The sequence below is a fragment of the Pseudomonas protegens CHA0 genome (assembly GCF_000397205.1).
GTDB lineage: Bacteria > Pseudomonadota > Gammaproteobacteria > Pseudomonadales > Pseudomonadaceae > Aquipseudomonas > Aquipseudomonas protegens.
The window spans coordinates 92,383-109,796 of sequence record NC_021237.1; the positions used below are offsets into that span (position 1 = coordinate 92,383).

General features: G+C 63.6%; 16 protein-coding genes. 6 read left to right on the forward strand and 10 right to left on the reverse strand.

The features are described 5' to 3' along the window. Positions 1 to 10 precede the first annotated feature (10 nt). Complete coding sequence (gene algB / locus PFLCHA0_RS00470) at positions 11 to 1,357, reverse strand: sigma-54-dependent response regulator transcription factor AlgB (RefSeq protein WP_011058479.1); 1,347 nt, start codon at positions 1,355 to 1,357, stop codon at positions 11 to 13. A gap of 441 nt (positions 1,358 to 1,798) precedes the next feature. On the opposite strand from algB, the gene PFLCHA0_RS00475 reads away from it, so the two are divergent. The 5 genes from PFLCHA0_RS00475 (at position 1,799) to PFLCHA0_RS00495 (ending at position 6,282) form a co-directional block, all read left to right on the forward strand. Then, positions 1,799 to 2,083, forward strand: a complete 285-nt coding sequence (locus PFLCHA0_RS00475; protein ID WP_015633659.1) for a hypothetical protein — start codon at positions 1,799 to 1,801, stop codon at positions 2,081 to 2,083. 81 nt (positions 2,084 to 2,164) lie between these two features. Then, positions 2,165 to 2,329: a DUF1328 domain-containing protein gene (locus PFLCHA0_RS30970; protein ID WP_003170804.1), complete on the forward strand. Its 165-nt coding sequence runs from the start codon at positions 2,165 to 2,167 to the stop codon at positions 2,327 to 2,329. A 2-nt stretch (positions 2,330 to 2,331) separates the two neighbouring features. After that, entirely contained in the window at positions 2,332 to 2,799 is a 468-nt protein-coding gene (locus tag PFLCHA0_RS00485; protein ID WP_015633660.1) for an inhibitor of vertebrate lysozyme family protein, read from the forward strand. Between the two features lie 745 nt (positions 2,800 to 3,544). Next, entirely contained in the window at positions 3,545 to 4,876 is a 1,332-nt protein-coding gene (gene gltP, locus PFLCHA0_RS00490; protein WP_011058482.1) for a glutamate/aspartate:proton symporter GltP, read from the forward strand. A gap of 176 nt (positions 4,877 to 5,052) precedes the next feature. Then, complete coding sequence (locus PFLCHA0_RS00495; RefSeq protein ID WP_015633661.1) at positions 5,053 to 6,282, forward strand: nucleoside recognition domain-containing protein; 1,230 nt, start codon at positions 5,053 to 5,055, stop codon at positions 6,280 to 6,282. Positions 6,283 to 6,354: 72 nt separating this feature from the next. Here PFLCHA0_RS00495 and PFLCHA0_RS00500 read toward each other — a convergent pair whose 3' ends face one another. The 9 genes from PFLCHA0_RS00500 to PFLCHA0_RS00540 all read right to left on the reverse strand — a co-directional run bounded on the left by PFLCHA0_RS00500 (position 6,355) and on the right by PFLCHA0_RS00540 (position 16,603). After that, positions 6,355 to 6,984 carry an ABC-type transport auxiliary lipoprotein family protein gene (locus PFLCHA0_RS00500; protein WP_011058484.1) on the reverse strand — a complete coding sequence of 210 codons (630 nt, stop codon included), beginning with the start codon at positions 6,982 to 6,984 and terminating at the stop codon, positions 6,355 to 6,357. Next, positions 6,981 to 7,919, reverse strand: coding sequence for an MlaD family protein (locus tag PFLCHA0_RS00505; protein WP_011058485.1), 939 nt, complete (start codon positions 7,917 to 7,919; stop codon positions 6,981 to 6,983). The genes PFLCHA0_RS00500 and PFLCHA0_RS00505 overlap by 4 nt, the downstream gene beginning before the upstream one ends. Position 7,920: 1 nt before the next feature. After that, the gene (locus PFLCHA0_RS00510; protein WP_011058486.1) at positions 7,921 to 8,724 is read right to left on the reverse strand and encodes an ABC transporter ATP-binding protein; all 804 of its coding nucleotides are present in this window, start codon (positions 8,722 to 8,724) and stop codon (positions 7,921 to 7,923) included. Next, positions 8,721 to 9,869, reverse strand: a complete 1,149-nt coding sequence (locus tag PFLCHA0_RS00515) for an ABC transporter permease (protein WP_011058487.1) — start codon at positions 9,867 to 9,869, stop codon at positions 8,721 to 8,723. Before PFLCHA0_RS00515 ends, PFLCHA0_RS00510 begins: the two co-directional genes overlap by 4 nt. A 54-nt stretch (positions 9,870 to 9,923) precedes the next feature. Beyond that, entirely contained in the window at positions 9,924 to 10,967 is a 1,044-nt protein-coding gene (locus tag PFLCHA0_RS00520; protein WP_015633662.1) for a DUF5924 family protein, read from the reverse strand. Between the two features lie 179 nt (positions 10,968 to 11,146). After that, positions 11,147 to 12,529: a M16 family metallopeptidase gene (locus PFLCHA0_RS00525; RefSeq protein ID WP_015633663.1), complete on the reverse strand. Its 1,383-nt coding sequence runs from the start codon at positions 12,527 to 12,529 to the stop codon at positions 11,147 to 11,149. A gap of 56 nt (positions 12,530 to 12,585) precedes the next feature. Further along, positions 12,586 to 14,244 carry a Na/Pi cotransporter family protein gene (locus PFLCHA0_RS00530; protein WP_011058490.1) on the reverse strand — a complete coding sequence of 553 codons (1,659 nt, stop codon included), beginning with the start codon at positions 14,242 to 14,244 and terminating at the stop codon, positions 12,586 to 12,588. A gap of 216 nt (positions 14,245 to 14,460) precedes the next feature. Beyond that, complete coding sequence (locus tag PFLCHA0_RS00535; protein ID WP_011058491.1) at positions 14,461 to 15,228, reverse strand: TerC family protein; 768 nt, start codon at positions 15,226 to 15,228, stop codon at positions 14,461 to 14,463. A gap of 67 nt (positions 15,229 to 15,295) precedes the next feature. Continuing rightward, positions 15,296 to 16,603, reverse strand: coding sequence for a CitMHS family transporter (locus tag PFLCHA0_RS00540; protein ID WP_015633664.1), 1,308 nt, complete (start codon positions 16,601 to 16,603; stop codon positions 15,296 to 15,298). A gap of 319 nt (positions 16,604 to 16,922) precedes the next feature. Between PFLCHA0_RS00540 and PFLCHA0_RS00545 the strand changes: the two genes are divergently transcribed. Continuing rightward, complete coding sequence (locus PFLCHA0_RS00545; RefSeq protein ID WP_011058493.1) at positions 16,923 to 17,324, forward strand: GFA family protein; 402 nt, start codon at positions 16,923 to 16,925, stop codon at positions 17,322 to 17,324. Positions 17,325 to 17,414 lie beyond the last annotated feature (90 nt).

Consider the following 17,414-nt stretch of genomic DNA (forward strand, 5'->3'; position numbering starts at 1 on the left):
AGGGTGTTGCTCACAGGTTGTACTGTTTGCGTTTGCGGTACAGCGTCGACGCGTCGATACCCAGGGTCTTGGCGGCTTGATCCAGGGTGTCGCTGGTGGCCAGGACCGCACCGATGTGGGCCTTTTCCAGCTCGTCCAGGCTCAGGGCGGCGCCGATCCGCGGGGCGTTGTTGGTGGGTTGCTCGGCCATGCCCAAGTGGCTGATTTCCACCCGTTCCTGCGGGCAGATGATGCTCGCCCGTTCCACCACGTTGCGCAGTTCGCGGATGTTGCCCGGCCAGCGGTAGTTGAGCAGCGCTTCCCGGGCTTCATCACTGAAGACCCGGGCCGGGCGCGAATACTCTTTGACGAAGCGGGCGAGGAAGCGGTCGGCCAGGGTCAGGATATCTTCGCTGCGCTCGCGCAGGGGCGGCAGGTGCAGGGTGATGACGTTCAGCCGGTACAGCAGGTCTTCGCGGAAACGCCCGTCGCGCACCATGTCTTCAAGGTTGAGGTTGGTGGCGGCGAGGATGCGCACATCGGCGCGGCGGGTTACCGGGTCGCCGACGCGCTCGTATTCCTTGTCCTGGATGAAGCGCAGCAGCTTGGGTTGCAGGGTCAACGGGAAGTCGCCGATCTCGTCGAGGAATAGGGTTCCGCCATCGGCCTGGTTGACCCGGCCCAGGGTGCTCTCGCTGGCCCCGGTAAAGGCGCCGCGGCTGTGGCCGAAGAGTTCGCTCTCCATCAGTTCGGCAGTCAACGAGGGGCAGTTGATGGTCACGCAGGATTTCTTGGCGCGTTTGCTCCAGCCGTGAATGGCCCGCGCCAGCTCGCCCTTGCCGGTGCCGGACTCGCCGAGGATAAGGATGTTGGCGTCGGTGCTGGCCACCTGACGCGCGGTTTCCAGCACCACTTTCATTGCCGGGCTGTGGGAGTCCAGGCCGTCCTTGGGCTTGCGCACCTCACCTTCGAGGGCTTCCAGGCGTGCCGAGAGCTGGCGTACTTCCAGCTGCTTGGCGGTGGCCAGGCGCAACTGGTCGGGGCTGCAGGGCTTGACCAGGTAGTCTGCGGCGCCGGCCTGGATCGCATCTACTGCGGTGTCCACGGCAGAGTGAGCGGTGACGATCACTACCCGCATCCAGGGTGCCTGGGTACGCATTTGTGCCAGTACGTCGAGGCCGTTGTCTTCGCCCAGGCGCAGGTCGAGGAAGCACAGGTCGAATACCTGGCGTTGCAGCAGAGCATCGGCCTGCGCCGCGCTGTTGGCGGTGGCCACGGTGTAGCCCTCGTCTTCCAGGCAGTAGCGGAAGGTGCGAAGGATTGCGGATTCGTCATCCACCAGAAGGATGCGGCCTTGATTCTCCGGCGCTGACTCCATATCCCGAGGCTCCTTAATGAATGATCTTTATTTAGTCCCGGAAAAATCGGGCAAGTTGCAAGGTTGATTCTGATCCATTCCAGCGCCAGCAGGTTAGATATCTCCGGCTGAAACGGCTAACAGGCTGAAATTACGCATGTTTTACCCAGAGTAGCTGCTGGGTGGGTCTGTATCAGGCTATTGGCCATTCATCAAAGTTCCCCCTGTGATCAAAAAACGCTCACTGTTTTCCCGGGACATCGTGCATTTCGCACGGCCGGCATGGGGGCATCGTGCAGTATGCGTGTGGAATGCTTTTGGTAATTTGATTTAAGTATTTGATTTTATTGAATTTAATTTCAAAGAAAAAGCTGGCATGCAGCCTGCAATATCCCTCTCATCGAGAAGCGCCGGCCGTGGCTTCCATAACAACATCACCACCAGTGTGGGAGGAGTTTCAGGATGAATCGCCAACGTCTTGCCCAATTGCGTATTGCGCCACTGCATCTCCAGCAAGGCCTCTTCGCCGTTCTGGCGTTGCTGGTCACCCTGATCGCCGGGCAACAGTTCCAGCGCTGGCAGGACAGCCAGGCACCCGCGCCGCGAGTGCCGGTTCATCACTTCACCCAGACCCATTTCAGTTCGGTGAGCAGCCAGCTCAACGACCAGGCCCCCATGCAACTGATGGCCGTCGACCAGGCACAGCCGGTCGCGGACGCGCCACGTCAGGAACGCTGGGTGTTCTAGCACCAAGGCCGGGCCCGCAATCGGCGGCGCCGGGCTGGCTCCATAGGCAGCACCACTAATAGAAGAGTAAGGAGAATCATCATGCTGAGCTGGGCAATCACATTCCTGATCATTGCTATTGTCGCTGCGGTCCTGGGCTTCGGTGGTATCGCGGGCACCGCCACGGGTATCGCCAAGATTCTCTTTGTGGTGTTCCTGGTGATGTTCATCGCTTCGTTCTTCTTTGGCCGTCGAGGCCGAGGCTGACCATGAGTCTCTCGTTGAAGACATTGACTGCCGCGCTGCTGCTGGGCGCCAGCGCCCTGGCGTCGGCGGCCAATGATGGCCAGGCACGAGCCAATCAGCTGCTGGGGTCGGACCCGCAGTTTCGTGAAACCTGGCAGGGGGTCGTGCACAAGGAGGAGCGCCTGCCCGAGTGGGTGATGAACCTCTCGGGTGATGCGCCGCAACAGATGAATGCCATGACCGAAGACGGCGATCAGTATCTGGTGGGCCCTCTGTGCGAAACCGCTCAGAGTTGTCAGAACCAGCGTTTGATCGTGGCCTTCAGTTTCGACAAGAAGCATGCCTACGCGATGCTGGTGGACGTGCCGGCGGGTTTGCCCGCGGACAAGTCACCGACCCGCCACGCCAATTATCGGTTCCTCGGCAAGCCCGATGACGGCATGCAAGCGCTGCTCCAGGAGCAGTTGCGCAAGGACCCGAACTGGTACTGATGTGCAAATTGCCGATATTGCATAACAGATAGACGAAAGGGCCGCCCTGGCGCTTTCGGCTGTTGCACCACCCGAGGAGGGCGAGTGCATGACCAAGGGGCCGGGATGTTCTGATCCACGGGTGATCGGAGTGACCTAGGGGTACAGGGAGTGCCTCCGCAAGGGCCGGGTCAGGAAAGAGCGGCGGCGCAAGCTCCCAGGTCGGCCACCGACCTGATGAGCTTGCGGCGTGCTTGAATGGCAAAGTCCTGTGCTAGAGCCGTCCGTCTGACAATTTCCGTGCTCGCGCGGGAAAAAATCTTCCTTTGACTCCGATCAAACGTTTCCTGGTGTTTCTCTGCGACCGTATATCGAGAAACTTTGTGCGAATTGCGCAGCGTTTCCGGGCGCCCGAATCAGAGCAATTCTAAACTTTTTTAGCCTTTTTCCTGACCCCTCCGACAAGCCTGCACGCCGCCTGAAATGGCCGTTTCACGGCATTTTTGCCTGCCGAAATGTCGTATTCGAACCGGTTGGGACGCTCGTTTTGTTTGGAAAAACTCATGCCGATTCGGCATAGGGTAGGCGTTTACGGCATTAGACGTGCCTCCCTAGCATCGGAATAGTTGCGCCTTTTTTCGCCCGCAGAGAGCCGTAAATGCTCGTTCGGGATGACCTTATACGGGGGCCGATGCACAAACTTTTCCGCCATTGAGCGTTCCAGTTCGCGCATCAGCCCGAGTCCAACTGAAGTAAGGGTAATGATATGAAGAAGGCAAAATTAAGCCTCGCCTGGCAGATCCTCATCGGTCTGGTCCTGGGGATTGCGATTGGCGCGCTGCTCAATCATTTCAGTGCTGAAAAGGCCTGGTGGATCAGCAACGTCCTGCAGCCTGCGGGCGATATCTTTATCCGCTTGATCAAGATGATCGTGATCCCGATCGTCATTTCCTCGCTGATCGTCGGCATCGCCGGTGTCGGTGACGCGAAGAAACTGGGGCGCATCGGCCTCAAGACCATCATCTACTTCGAAATCGTGACCACCATCGCCATCGTCGTCGGCCTGCTGCTGGCCAACCTGTTCCATCCGGGCGCAGGCATCGACATGAGCACCCTGGGCACCGTGGACATCTCCAAGTACCAGGCCACTGCGGCCGAGGTGCAGCATGAACACGCGTTCATCGAGACCATCCTCAACCTGATTCCATCGAACATCTTCGCGGCCATGGCCCGCGGCGAGATGCTGCCCATCATCTTCTTCTCGGTGCTGTTCGGCCTGGGCCTGTCGAGCCTGCAGTCCGACCTGCGCGAACCGCTGGTGAAGATGTTCCAGGGCGTTTCGGAAAGCATGTTCAAAGTCACCCACATGATCATGAACTACGCCCCTATCGGCGTATTTGCACTGATCGCGGTGACCGTCGCCAACTTCGGTTTCGCCTCCCTGCTGCCGCTGGCCAAGCTGGTGATCCTGGTGTACGTGGCTATCGCCTTCTTCGCTTTCGTGATCCTCGGCCTGATCGCCCGCCTGTTCGGCTTCTCGGTGATCAAACTGATGCGCATCTTCAAGGATGAGCTGGTCCTGGCCTACTCCACCGCCAGCTCGGAAACCGTGCTGCCGCGGGTGATCGAGAAGATGGAAGCCTACGGCGCGCCGAAAGCCATCTGCAGCTTCGTGGTGCCGACCGGCTACTCGTTCAACCTCGACGGTTCGACCCTGTACCAGAGCATCGCGGCGATCTTCATCGCCCAGCTGTACGGCATCGACCTGTCCATCAGCCAGCAACTGCTGCTGGTGCTGACCCTGATGGTCACCTCCAAAGGTATCGCCGGGGTTCCGGGCGTGTCCTTCGTGGTCCTGCTGGCCACCCTGGGCAGCGTCGGCATTCCTCTGGAAGGCCTGGCCTTCATCGCCGGTGTCGACCGTGTGATGGACATGGCGCGTACCGCCTTGAACGTGATCGGCAACGCCCTGGCGGTACTGGTCATCTCCCGTTGGGAAGGCATGTACGACGACGCCAAGGGCCAGCGTTACTGGAACTCCCTGCCGCACTGGCGCAGCAAGGAAAAACTGCCAGCAGGCGAAGCGTCCAAAGGCTAAGCGCCTATTGTGTAGGAGCTGGCTTGCCAGCGAAGAGGCCCCAAGCCCTTCAGCTGCCTGCAGATCGCCTTCGGCAGCAATCCAGCCCCAACAGATGACAGGCCCCGGTTAATCCGGGGTTTGTCGTTTCTGCCCGCCCCGCTATCATTCGCCGCATCTTTCGAGGGGTATGACCGATGCTCAATGGCCTGTGGCTTGGCTTCTTTATCGTGGCAACCGTGTCGGCCCTGGCGCAGTGGCTGGTGGGTGGCAACGCGGGGATCTTCGCTGCCATGGTGGAAAGCATCTTCGCCATGGCCAAGCTGTCGGTGGAGGTCATGGTCCTGCTGTTCGGCACCCTGACCCTGTGGCTGGGTTTTCTGCGCATCGCCGAGAAGGCTGGAATCGTCGAGTGGCTGGCCAAGGTCCTGGGGCCGCTGTTCAAGCGCCTGATGCCGGAAGTGCCGCCGGGGCACCCGGCCCTGGGCCTGATCACCCTGAACTTCGCCGCCAACGGCCTGGGCCTGGACAACGCCGCCACGCCCATCGGCCTCAAGGCCATGCGCGCCCTGCAGGAACTCAACCCCAGCGCCACCACTGCCAGCAATGCGCAGATCCTGTTCCTGGTGCTCAACGCCTCGTCCCTGACCCTGCTGCCGGTGACCATCTTCATGTACCGCGCCCAGCAAGGCGCGGCGGACCCGACCCTGGTGTTCCTGCCGATTCTCCTGGCCACCAGCGCCTCGACCCTGGTGGGCCTGCTGTCGGTCGCGGTGATGCAGCGCCTGCGCCTGTGGGACCCGGTGGTACTGGCCTACCTGATTCCCGGGGCCCTGGCCCTGGGCGCCTTCATGGCCTTGCTGGCCACCCTGTCGGCCACGGCCCTGGCGTCCCTGTCGTCGATTCTCGGCAACCTCACGCTGTTTGGGCTGATCATGCTGTTCCTGGTGGTCGGCGCGCTGCGCAAGGTCAAGGTCTACGAGGCCTTTGTCGAGGGCGCCAAGGAGGGTTTCGACGTCGCCAAGAGCCTCTTGCCATACCTGGTCGCGATGCTCTGCGCCATCGGCGTGCTGCGGGCGTCCGGGGCCCTGGATTTCGGCCTCGACGGCATTCGTCATCTGGTGGAGTGGGCCGGTTGGGACACACGTTTCGTCGACGCCTTGCCCACTGCCCTGGTCAAGCCGTTCTCGGGCAGTGCGGCACGGGCCATGCTCATCGAGACCATGCAGACCCAGGGCGTGGACAGCTTCCCGGCCCTGGTGGCGGCCACCATCCAGGGCAGTACCGAAACCACCTTCTATGTGCTGGCGGTGTACTTCGGCGCGGTAGGCATCCAGCGGGTGCGGCACGCCGTGGGCTGTGCCTTGCTGGCGGAATTCGCCGGTGTGGTGGCGGCGATTGCGGTTTGCTACTGGTTCTTTGGATGAGTTGAGCGAGCCTTCGCCGGCAAGCTGGCTCCTACTCCCTCTGTAGGAGCCGGCTTGCCGGCGAAAGGGCTCTCAATGTTTCAGCGCCCGATTGCCCTGCCCCACTGCCCAATCCACCACTTGCCGGGTCAGCGCATCGCCGGCCTGGCCAAATCCTGTGACCACCGCCGGCACCCCGGTTTCAGCCAGCGCTTGGCGCACTTCGAAGCGCCGGCTGGCGAGGATCTTCTGGTCGTAGCCACGAATCAGCCGCGCATCCAGGCGGATCACCACCTGGGCGGCGTTGCCCTGGTATTCGGTCTGGAAGGCTTGCAGGTCGCCGCCCAGTGCCAGGTCGGTCTGCAGGTTGCTGTCATCGGTGCTCAACAGCTGGACCCGGCCATCGCGCTGGAAGCCGTCCAGCAGGCGGTTGCGCAGCAGGATCGGTGCCGGGTCGCTCCAGCGCGAAGCCTTGTAGCTGCTGATCAGGTTGCCCTGGGGAATCACCGCGATCCGTGCGCTGTTCAGCGCATCCCCGGCCTGGGGCTTGAGCAACTGCAAGGACCACGGCAGGGCCTGGTTCGGCGCCGTGGCGCCGGCCTGGCTTACCGGCAGCCGATAGATGTCCAGCGGCTCGCCCTTGGGCAGTATCGAGCAGGCCCCGGTCAGGGCCAGGGCGGCGCTCAGGCCCAGGGGGGCAAGCAGGCGATAGGCACGCTTCATGGCGTGAACTCCTTGTTCTTCTCGTTACCCAGCAGGTAACCGCCGGGGTTGGCTTCCAGGCGCCGGGTGATGGCCCGCAGCGAGCTCAGGGTCTCGCGCAGCTCGCGGACGGCTGGCGCCAGGCCGTTGAGGCCCTGCATGCCGTTGTTCAGCGAGTCCTGGTTGTCGCTCAGCAGTTTGTTCAGGGTGGCGCTGCTTTGCTCCAGGGAGCGCATGGCGTGCTCGGCGCTGCCGAACATCTGCTTGCCCTGGTCGTTGAGCAGGCCATTGGCATTGCGCATCAGCGCGGTGGTCTGTTCCAGCATGGCGCCGGTCTGCTTGCTGATGGAGCCCAGTTGCTGCATCAGCTGGCGCAGGTCGTCGCGCTGCTCGGCGATGCTGGCGGAGGTCTTCTGCAGGTTGTCCAGGGTGCTGCTGACCCGGGCCACGTTGTCCGGGGAGAACATGCGGTTGGCGTTGTGCAGCAGCAGGTTGACCCCGGTCATCAGGTCGTTGCTGTTGTTCAGCAGGCGGGCGATTGGCGACGGTGAGGCGATGATGGTGGGCAGTTCGCCGTCCTTGCCCTTGAGGGTCGGGCTTTGCGGCGTGCCGCCGCTGAGCTGGATGATCGAGGTGCCGGTGATGCCGGTCAGGGCCAGCTTGGCCTGGGTGTCCTCCTTGATCGGCGTCTCGCTGCCCAGGCGGATCTGTGCCAGCACCCGGCGCGGGTCCTTGGGGTCCAGGCGCAGGTTGACCACATCACCGACCTTGATCCCGCTGTATTGCACGGAGCTGCCCTTGGACAGGCCACTGACCGCCTCGTTGAAGACGATCTGGTAGTCCTGGAAGGCGCTGTCGACGCTGGACTTGGCCAGCCACAGGCCGAACAGCAAGGCGCCGGCCACCACGATCACGGTGAACAGGCCGATCAGTACATGATGGGCTCGGGTTTCCATGTCATCCCTCGTTGGTCTGTGTAGCGGCCTGGTAGGCCGCGCGGCCGCGAGGGCCATGGAAGTATTGGTGAATCCATTCGTCGTCGGTCTCGGCGACGATATCGATGGCATCCGCCACCAGTACCTTTTTCTGCGCCAGCACCGCCACACGGTCGGTGATGGTGTAGAGGGTGTCCAGGTCGTGGGTGACCAGGAACACACTGAGCCCCAGGGCATCGCGCAGGGTCAGGATCAACTGGTCAAAGGCGGCGGCGCCCACCGGGTCGAGGCCGGCGGTGGGTTCGTCGAGAAACAGGATGTCCGGGTCCAGGGCCAGCGCCCGGGCCAGGGCAGCGCGCTTGATCATCCCGCCAGAGAGCGAGGCCGGGTACTTGTCGGCCGCCGACAGCGGCAGGCCGGCCAGGGCCAGCTTGACCGCCGCCAGGTGTTCGGCATCGGCACGGGACAGGCCGGCATGCTCGATCAATGGCAGGGCGACGTTCTCGGTCACGGTCAGCGAGGTGAACAGCGCGCCCTTCTGGAACAGTACGCCGAAGCGTCGTTCGATCAGCGAACGTTGCTGTTCCGGCAGGCTTGGCAGGTCCTGGCCGAATACCCGCACCGAGCCTTCGCTGGGCTGGCGCAGGCCGACGATGCTGCGCAGCAGTACCGACTTGCCGCTGCCCGAGCCGCCGACCACGCCGAGGATCTCGCCCTGGTACACATCCAGGTCGAGGTTCTCGTGCACGCTCTGCTTGCCGAAGCGGTTGCACAGGCCACGGACCTCGATCACTGCCTTCGCCGGCGCGCGTGGCGGCCGGCTCACCAGCCCATCTCCATGAAGAACAGCGCGGCCACGGCATCGATGACGATCACCACGAAGATCGACTGGACCACGCTGGAGGTGGTGTGGGCGCCCACCGACTCGGCGCTGCCGCTGACCTTGAAGCCTTCCAGGCAGCCGATGGCGGCGATCAGGAAGGCGAAGATCGGCGCTTTCACCAGGCCCAGCAGGAAGTGCTTCACGCCGATATCCGAATGCAGCAGCGAGAGGAACATCGCCGGGGAGATATCCAGGGACAGGGCGCAGACCACCGCGCCACCGACTATCCCCGAAAGCATCGCCAGGAACGTCAGCATCGGCAGCGACACCAGCAGGGCCAGGACCCGAGGCAGCACCAGCAGTTCTACCGGGTCCAGGCCCAGGGTGCGGATGGCGTCGATCTCTTCATTGGCCTTCATCGAGCCGATCTGCGCGGTGAAGGCGCTGGCGGTGCGCCCGGCCATGAGAATCGCGGTGAGCAGTACGCCGAATTCCCGCAGGAAGGAAAATGCCACCAGGTCCACGGTGAAGATGCTGGCGCCGAAGTTGGCCAGCACGGTGGCGCCGAGAAAGGCCACCACCGCGCCCACCAGAAAGGTCAGCAGGGCGACGATGGGCGCCGCGTCGAGGCCGGTCTGTTCGATGTGTGCCACCACCGGGGTGATGCGCCAGCGCTTGGGGCGCAGCAGGCCGCGGGCCAGGGTTTCCAGGATCAGGCCGATGAAGCCCAGGACCTTCAGGGTGTCCTGCCAGACGGTATAGACCGCGCTGCCAATGCGCGAAAGCAATTGCACGCTGACCGAGATCTCCGGTTCCTTGACCGGTACGCAGAAGTCGTTCAACGAGGTGTAGACCGTGTGCAGCAGCGCGCGGTCGGCGGCGGACAAGGTGCAGTCGGGGTGTTCGGCGGACTGCCCCAGGCGTTCTGCCCCCAGCAGTTCCACCAGCAGCGACGCGCCGGCGGTGTCCAGGGCGCCCAGGCCGTTGAGGTCGATATGGGTGCTGCTGTCGTAGCGGCCGTCCAGGGATTGGCTGAGGCGCTTGAGGTCGCTGTAGTGCGCCAGCGTCCAGTCGCCGCCGATGCGCAATTGCGCCGGGGAGTGGGCAAGGTCCAGTTGAGCGGTGCCGGGCGTCACGCTGCTAGTCATAAGCTCCGAGCTTGTGTGGCCATTTCGCAGTGCTACGTAATAGCACGATCCCGGTTACTTTGCCTCGCCGGTCTTGGCCGCGTCTTGATCTGGAGCGGTGATCTCGAAGCGCAGCACGCCGATCACCTGGCCGTCCTCGGTGATCACCCGCACCTGCCAGTCGCCCGCCGGGTTGGCGGGGAAATTCTGCTTGTGGGACCAGGCACGGTAGCCTTCCTTGCGCCCGCCATGGATGTCCAGCGCGACGCGATCCACCTCGCTGCCGTTGAATTGCCAGACGTGGTAAATGCGCTCGTCCAGGCCCCGGGGGGCGTTGATCGCGGTGTAGGCGTACAGGCCGGTGCTGCTTACCTGGGCGGTGCTGATCTGCTCCAGGCTGTCGCCCGGGGTGCGATCCTGGAGCTGGGTGCTGATGGCATCCTCGGTCAGCCACAGGGTGGCCGGCGGCACCCAGGAGCGCAGCAGCCAGCCGGTGCTGCCGATGGCCAGGGTGATGGCCAGCACGGTCAGGGCGCTGCGCAGGCTGCGGATCGGCAGGATCGAGGCCAGGCTCGGAAAGGACAGGAGCATGGCGATGCCCAGGGCCAGCTTGAAGCTCTGGGCGGTGGTCAGGTGCAGGATCAGCGGCAGGGCCGTGAGCAAGGCGGCGAACAGGGTCAGGGTGTGCAGCGCCAGGAACAGCCAGCGGCGCGGGGCCAGCCATTTGTAGTACAGCGGGTCAGTGATGGAAATCAGCGCCGCGGCGCCGAGCAGGCCGGTGAACACCAGTTGGCCACTGTTCCAGCTGGTGGTGATGAAGAAGAACGGCAGGACGAAGAACAGGCTTTCCTGGTGGATCATCTGCGTCGCATAGCGCAGCAGCGGCTGCGGGATCTCGCGCTTGAAGACCTTGGTGAACAGCTGGGTCAGGCTGTTCTCCAGCATCAGCCAGACCCAGCTCACCAGCAGGATCACGGCGATCCACGAGGCCAGGCTCTGTTGCCGGTCCACCAGGATGAAGCTGCCGACCCCGGAGATGAAACCGCCGAGCGCAATGATCCCCGGATAGCGCTTCATCAGTTCGAGAATGCGCTGGATAAGGAGGGTCAGGTTCGGCATCGGGGGGATCACAGTCAGGGCAGGAAAAACCGCGACAGGATAACGTCGGCGGCGGTCCGTGGCGAGGGAGCTTGCTCAGGTGCGCAGGCGCTGGTGAGGTAATCCGGCCACGGTGATCGTTTTGCCCTGTCCCTGGGGCTGCTGCGCGGCCCGGCGGGAGCAAGCTCCCTGGCCATGGGTCAGCGGGCCCGGCGGCGCAGCAAGTAGACGCCGAAGCTGCCGAGCAGGACCAGGGACAGCAGGCCGCCGATCAGCCAGAGCAGTTGTTCGTCACTGAGCAGCGGTTGTTCGATGCGCAGGTAGCCCGGCTGCTGCAGCAGCTGGCGCAGGGCCAGGTTGGCCTGTTCCAGGCTCACTGCTTTCAGGCGCTTGGCCGGGTCGCTGAAGCGGCCGTTGTCGAAGTCCCCGAGGGCGCTCCAGTAATAGTCCGCCAGGGCGCTGTTGCCCTGCACGGCCCAGGCCTGGCGATCGATGGCAGCCTGTTTCAGGCGGGCGAAGGTGGCCGGGTCGAGGCCGTCCTTGAGCAGCCGTGCCTTGAGCTGCTCTACCACTTGCCGGGCTTGGGGCAGGTCGTCGCGCTCAAGGTCGGCATTGAGGCTGAGAAAGCCCACGCCACCGAAGACTTCCCGATCACTCCAGGGGCCGTAGGACAATTCGTGCTCAAGACGCAGTTGGCGATACAGCGCCCAGTCCAGGTAGTCCTTGAGCAGGTCGAAGGTCTCGTCGTGCTGCTGGTCCAGCACGGGCTCGGGAAACAGCCAGTGCAGTTGCGCGCTCTGCCCTACCCAGCCATGGACCAGGGTGCGCTCAGGGGCGGCGGTGCCCTGGATCTGCGGCAGGTCGGGGTGTTCGCTGGGCTCCACCGGCTCCAGGGCACCGTAGGTGCGCTCCAGGTAGGCCGGTAGCAGGCGATCGAGCTCGCCCACCACGATCAGGGTCATGTTGTTGGGGGCGTACCAGTCCTTGCGTACCTGCTCCAGCTGGGCCAGGGTCAGGTTTCCGACCTCGGCGCGTTCGGCGCATTTGAGCCCCAGTTCCACCGCCAGCTGGTTGCCTGCCTTGTGTCCCAGGTCCTGGCGGTCGAGCCAGCGTTGCAGGTGCGAATAGTGACCCCCGCCTTCGCGTTCCACCACTTGCTTGGCCGCGGCCACGGCGTTGTCGTCCAGGCGGGTATGGGTCAGCAGCGACAGCAAGAGGTCCAGGACCTTGCGCTGGTTGCGCGCCGGGGCCTCGATGACGAAGGTGGTGTCGGCATTGCTGGTGTAGGCATTCCATTCGCCGCCCAGGGCCTGCATGCGTTCTTCCAGGCCGCCTTCCCCGCTGTCATCCACGCCGCTGAACAGCAGGTGTTCCAGCAGGTGCGGCAACTCCTTGTCGGCACAGGCGAAGTCGTCCAGGCCCACCCCCACCACCAGGCGGATCGCCACGTGGCCGCGTTCGCTGCCGGGCTTGAGCAGCAGTTGCAGGCCATTGGGCAGGGTGTAGCCTTCGACCTGGAAACGATCCAAAGCCCATCCTTGTGCACTGCCCAGCAACAGGCAGGCGAATAACAGACAACGCATAACAAGCTTCCTTACGGCGTGCGTAAGTTCTACAGACTTCGTGGGACTGTGGACGTTCAGGGTGAATGAGTGATGTCAGCCATCTCTTCGACCTCCAGCGCGCCGGTGTCCGAGGTTTCCAGAACCACGTAGGCACTGCTGCAGAACAGGGAGTTGAGGCGCTTCATGTCGGCGATCAGCTCCAGGTGCAGGGAACTGGTCTCGATGCTCTGGACGATCTTGCGTTGCAGGCGGCTGACGTGGGCGTGGGCCAGGCGCCGCTCCTGGGCGCGGAAACGGCGTTTTTCCCGCAGCAGCTGGCGCGCGCTTTCCGGGTCGGCGCTCAGGAACACCGAGAGCCCCAGGCGCAGGTTGGCGATCAGTTGCGCGTGCAGCCCGGTCAACTCTTCCAGGCCAACCTCGGAGAAGGAGCGGCGCTGGGAGGTCTTCTGCTGCTGGACCTTGCGCAGCATGCGCTCGATCAGATCGCTGGCCAGCTTGAGGTTGAACGCCAGTTCGATGATTTCGGCCCAGCGCCGGCTGTCCTGGTCGCTGAGGTCTTCCCGGGGCATCTGCGCCAGGTACAGCTTGATGGCGCTGTACAGCGCTTCGACGTCGTCGCTGAGGGCGCGCAGTTCCTGGGTGATGGCGGTCTGTTTGCCCTGCAGCGCGTCGCGCATCGCCTCCAGCATGCTGTCGATCAGGTCACCGATGCGCAGGGTTTCGCGGGCGGCGTTGGCCAGGGCCAGGCTCGGCGTGGCCAGGGCGGTAGGGTCCAGGTGCCGCGGGCGAGCGCGGCCGTTTTCCTGGGGGCGCTCCGGCAGCAGCCAGGCGCAGAGCCGGGCCATGGGGCCGACAGTGGGCAGCAGCAACAGGCAGCGGGCGGTGTTGTACAGCAGGTGGAAGCCGATCACCACTTCCTGGGGGCTGAAGTCCAGGCTGTCCATCCAGTGGGCCAGTGGGTCGAGCACCGGGATGATCAGCAGCAGGCCGATGAGCTTGTACAGCAGGCTGCCCAGCGCGACCTGGCGCCCGGCGGCGTTCTGCATGCTGGTGCTGAGGAAGGCCAGTACCCCGCTGCCGATGTTGGCGCCGATCACCAGGCCGATGGCCACCGGCAGGCTGATGACCCCGGCGCCGGCCAGGGTCGCGGTGAGTAGCACCGCCGCCAGGCTGGAATAGGACACCATGGCGAACACCGCACCCATCAGCGCATCCAGGAGAATATCGCCGGTCAGCGAGGCGAACAGGACCTTCACGCCCTGGGCATGGGTGATGGGGGCCGCGGCTTCGACGATCAGTTGCAGGGCCAGGATGATCAGCCCCAGGCCGATGCCGACCCGGCCCAGCTGGCCGGCGCGGGTCTGCTTGCGCGAGAGAAAGAAGATCACCCCGAGGAAGATCAGCAGCGGCGACAGCCAGGACAGGTCGAAGGTCAGTACCCGGGCCATCAGCGCGGTACCGACGTCGGCGCCGAGCATGGTGGCCAGCGCCGGGGTCAGCGCCATCAGGCCCTGGCCGACAAAGGACGTCACCAGCATCGCCGTGGCGTTGCTGCTCTGGACCATGGCCGTGACCAGGATCCCGGCAATGAACGCCAGTGGTCGCCTGGCCATGTTCTGGCCGATCACGTGGCGCAGGTTGGAGCCGTAGACCCGCAGGATGCCGGTACGGACGATATGCGTACCCCAGATCAGCAGGGCCACGGCGGAAAGCAGATTGAGCAGGGTCAGCATAGAGGCCCCCCCTGGGGTGAAGTGCCCCAAGCGGGGCGAGTGGACGTTGTTGCGCGACGTTCTACGTTATGTACTTAAGCTGTAGTTGGCTAACGCACGAGGCGCCAGCATCGCATAGCCAAACCGGCGATTGAAACAAAACTGTCATGAAAACAGCTTCCTGCAGACGCAGAAAAGGGGCTCGAGAGCCCCTTTTCCATTCAGCGCATTCCCGGATTATTGACCAGGAACGTCCTTGCGCAGTTTCACCGGGTCCTGCTGTTTTTTCTTTTTCGCGATGGCGGTGCGCATCTTGATGTTGATGGCTTCCACCGCCAGGGAGAAGGCCATGGCGAAGTAGACGTAGCCTTTTGGCACGTGCACTTCGAAGGCTTCGGCGATCAGGACCGTACCCACCACCAGCAGGAAGGACAGCGCGAGCATTTTCAGCGACGGGTGCTTGTCGATGAATTCGCTGATGGTCCCGGCCGCCAGCATCATCACCAGCACCGCGACGATGATGGCCGCCACCATGACCGGCACATGGGAAACCATGCCCACGGCGGTGATCACCGAATCCAGGGAGAAGACGATGTCGATAATGGCGATCTGGATGATGGTGTAGAGGAAGTTGCCGCCCTTGCCCTTGGGCTCATCAATGGTTTCGTCCTCGCCTTCCAGGGCGTGGTACATCTCCTGGGAGCTTTTCCACAGCAGGAACAGGCCACCGAAGAACAGGATCAGGTCACGCCCGGAAATGCCCTGGCCGAAGACCACGAACAGGTCGGCCGTGAGGCGCATGACCCAGGTGATCGACAGCAGCAACAGAATGCGCGTGACCATCGCCAGCGCCAGACCGAAGATTCGCGTGCGCGCCTGCATGTGCTTGGGCATGCGGCTGACCAGGATCGAGATCATGATGATGTTGTCGATGCCCAGGACGATCTCCAGGGCAGTCAGGGTAAAGAAGGCAACCCAGATTTCCGGGTTGGTCAGCCATTCCATGTGTATTCCTTTGAGCGAGTGTTATAGCCCGGGCCGTGAGGCCGGCCCGGGCGCAGAAGCATTGCTTTTATAGAGTGCTGAACAGCGGAAAAATCCCCATCAGCAAGGCGGCGAACATTATGCACAGGCAGACCAGCACTGCCCACTTGAGGGTGAAGCGCTGGTGATCGCCGAACTCGATACCGGCCAGGGCCACCAACAGGTAGGTCGAGGGTACCAGCGGGCTGAGCAAGTGCACGGGTTGGCCGACGATCGACGCACGGGCCATTTCCACCGCGGTGATGCCGTAGTGGCTGGCGGCTTCGGCCAGCACCGGCAGCACGCCGTAGTAGAAGGCATCGTTGGACATGAAGAAGGTGAACGGCATGCTCACCAGCGCGGTAATCACCGCCAGGTACGGCCCCAGGGCTTCCGGGATCACCGCCAGCAGGCTCTTGGACATGGCATCCACCATGCCGGTGCCGGACAGGATGCCGGTGAAGATGCCCGCCGCGAAGATCAGCCCGACCACCGCCAGCACGCTGCCGGCGTGGGCCGCGACCCTATCCTTCTGCTGCTGCAGGCAGGGATAGTTGACGATCATGGCGATACTGAAGGCCACCATGAACAGCACCGGCAACGGCAGCAGCCCGGCGATCAGCGCGCACATCAGGGCGAAGGTCAGGGCGCCGTTGAACCAGATCAGCTTGGGACGACGAGCGTCGGGGTACTGCGACACGCTGATCTCGCTGTGGTCGATCTCGTCGCCCGCCAGGTGCAGTTCACCCAGGCGCGCCCTTTCCCGCTTGCCGTACATGTAGGCGATCGCCAGGATCGCCACCACGCCGGCCAGCATGGCCGGGATCATGGGCACGAAGATGTCCGACGGGTCCACGTGCAGGGCGCTGGCCGCGCGGGCGGTCGGGCCGCCCCAGGGGGTCATGTTCATCACCCCGCCGGCGAGGATGATCAGGCCGGCCATGATTCGCGGGCTCATGCCGATGCGGCTGTACAGCGGCAGCATGGCGGCCACGCAGATCATGTAGGTGGTGGCGCCGTCACCGTCCAGGGACACCACCAGGGCCAGTACCGCAGTGCCCACCGAGACCTTCAGCGGGTCGCCCTTGACCAGCTTGAGGATCTTGCGCACGGCCGGGTCGAACAGGCCGGAGTCGATCATCAGGGCGAAATACAGAATGGCGAACATCAGCATCACGCCGGTGGGCGCGAGCTTGGTGATGCCTTCGAGCATCATCGGGCCGATCTTCGGCGCGAACCCGCCGAACAGGGCGAACAGGATGGGCACGATGATCAGGGCGATCAGCGCCGACAGGCGCTTGGTCATGATCAGGAACATGAAGGTGATGACCATGGCAAAGCCAAGGAAAGTCAGCATGGGATTACTCCAGGCGTAGCGCGGCTAGGGAATGGCGAACCGGGTGGGATCAGCGCAGAACGGCAAGCACGAGGCGTACGGGAGGAGTTGCAGCGAACAGGCGGGTAGGAGCGGACATCAGAATCACCATTGTTGTTGTTAATAGGGCCGGGAGCGCGAGAAACGCCCGCTGTGGCCAACCGGTCTGTTGCCGGTAGTGGAGGCGATCCTAATGGGGGAAGCTTTCAGCCAGCTTTCGTCGCTGAAAGGAACGAACGGATGTTGCAGCAGGCGACCAGCGGCATAAAGTGATGGCTATCGGCGCCAGGGAGACATGCACATGAGAGAGTTGCACACCGGAGGCTGCCACTGCGGGCGGCTGCGTTACCAGTTCAGCGGCCCGTTGCGGGACATCGCCCACTGCCATTGCTCGATCTGCCGCCGGGTCAGTGGCGGTCTGGTGACCACCTGGATCACCCTGCCCGCCTCGGCTTTCGAATGGCTGGAAGGCGTTCCCGCCCGGTACGACTCATCTGGAAGTTGTGCGCGCTATTTCTGCGGCAACTGTGGTGCTCATTTGGCGCTGATTACCCACCTGAGCCCAGACAGCATCGATGTCACCATCGCCACCCTGGATCACCCGGAACGGGCGCCTGCAGACCGGCATATCTGGACCGACAGCCGCCTGCCCTGGTTGCATCTGGACGAGCACCTGCCGCAAGAACCGCAGGAAACCCTGTAGCCGCGGCCGTAGGCTGCGCACGAGCGCGTAGCGGTCGCGAGGCTCTCAAGGCCGCCCAGCAAGGCCCTTCGGTCCTTTTCGCAGCCTCGC

What these genes read in the sequence shown, in the direction of transcription:
- algB (WP_011058479.1), bottom strand. Translation starts at nt 1,357, where the DNA reads ATGGAGTCAGCGCCGGAGAATCAAGGCCGCATCCTTCTGGTGGATGAC.
- PFLCHA0_RS00475 (WP_015633659.1), top strand. Translation starts at nt 1,799, where the DNA reads ATGAATCGCCAACGTCTTGCCCAATTGCGTATTGCGCCACTGCATCTC.
- PFLCHA0_RS30970 (WP_003170804.1), top strand. Translation starts at nt 2,165, where the DNA reads ATGCTGAGCTGGGCAATCACATTCCTGATCATTGCTATTGTCGCTGCG.
- PFLCHA0_RS00485 (WP_015633660.1), top strand. Translation starts at nt 2,332, where the DNA reads ATGAGTCTCTCGTTGAAGACATTGACTGCCGCGCTGCTGCTGGGCGCC.
- gltP (WP_011058482.1), top strand. Translation starts at nt 3,545, where the DNA reads ATGAAGAAGGCAAAATTAAGCCTCGCCTGGCAGATCCTCATCGGTCTG.
- PFLCHA0_RS00495 (WP_015633661.1), top strand. Translation starts at nt 5,053, where the DNA reads ATGCTCAATGGCCTGTGGCTTGGCTTCTTTATCGTGGCAACCGTGTCG.
- PFLCHA0_RS00500 (WP_011058484.1), bottom strand. Translation starts at nt 6,984, where the DNA reads ATGAAGCGTGCCTATCGCCTGCTTGCCCCCCTGGGCCTGAGCGCCGCC.
- PFLCHA0_RS00505 (WP_011058485.1), bottom strand. Translation starts at nt 7,919, where the DNA reads ATGGAAACCCGAGCCCATCATGTACTGATCGGCCTGTTCACCGTGATC.
- PFLCHA0_RS00515 (WP_011058487.1), bottom strand. Translation starts at nt 9,869, where the DNA reads ATGACTAGCAGCGTGACGCCCGGCACCGCTCAACTGGACCTTGCCCAC.
- PFLCHA0_RS00520 (WP_015633662.1), bottom strand. Translation starts at nt 10,967, where the DNA reads ATGCCGAACCTGACCCTCCTTATCCAGCGCATTCTCGAACTGATGAAG.
- PFLCHA0_RS00525 (WP_015633663.1), bottom strand. Translation starts at nt 12,529, where the DNA reads ATGCGTTGTCTGTTATTCGCCTGCCTGTTGCTGGGCAGTGCACAAGGA.
- PFLCHA0_RS00530 (WP_011058490.1), bottom strand. Translation starts at nt 14,244, where the DNA reads ATGCTGACCCTGCTCAATCTGCTTTCCGCCGTGGCCCTGCTGATCTGG.
- PFLCHA0_RS00535 (WP_011058491.1), bottom strand. Translation starts at nt 15,228, where the DNA reads ATGGAATGGCTGACCAACCCGGAAATCTGGGTTGCCTTCTTTACCCTG.
- PFLCHA0_RS00540 (WP_015633664.1), bottom strand. Translation starts at nt 16,603, where the DNA reads ATGCTGACTTTCCTTGGCTTTGCCATGGTCATCACCTTCATGTTCCTG.
- PFLCHA0_RS00545 (WP_011058493.1), top strand. Translation starts at nt 16,923, where the DNA reads ATGAGAGAGTTGCACACCGGAGGCTGCCACTGCGGGCGGCTGCGTTAC.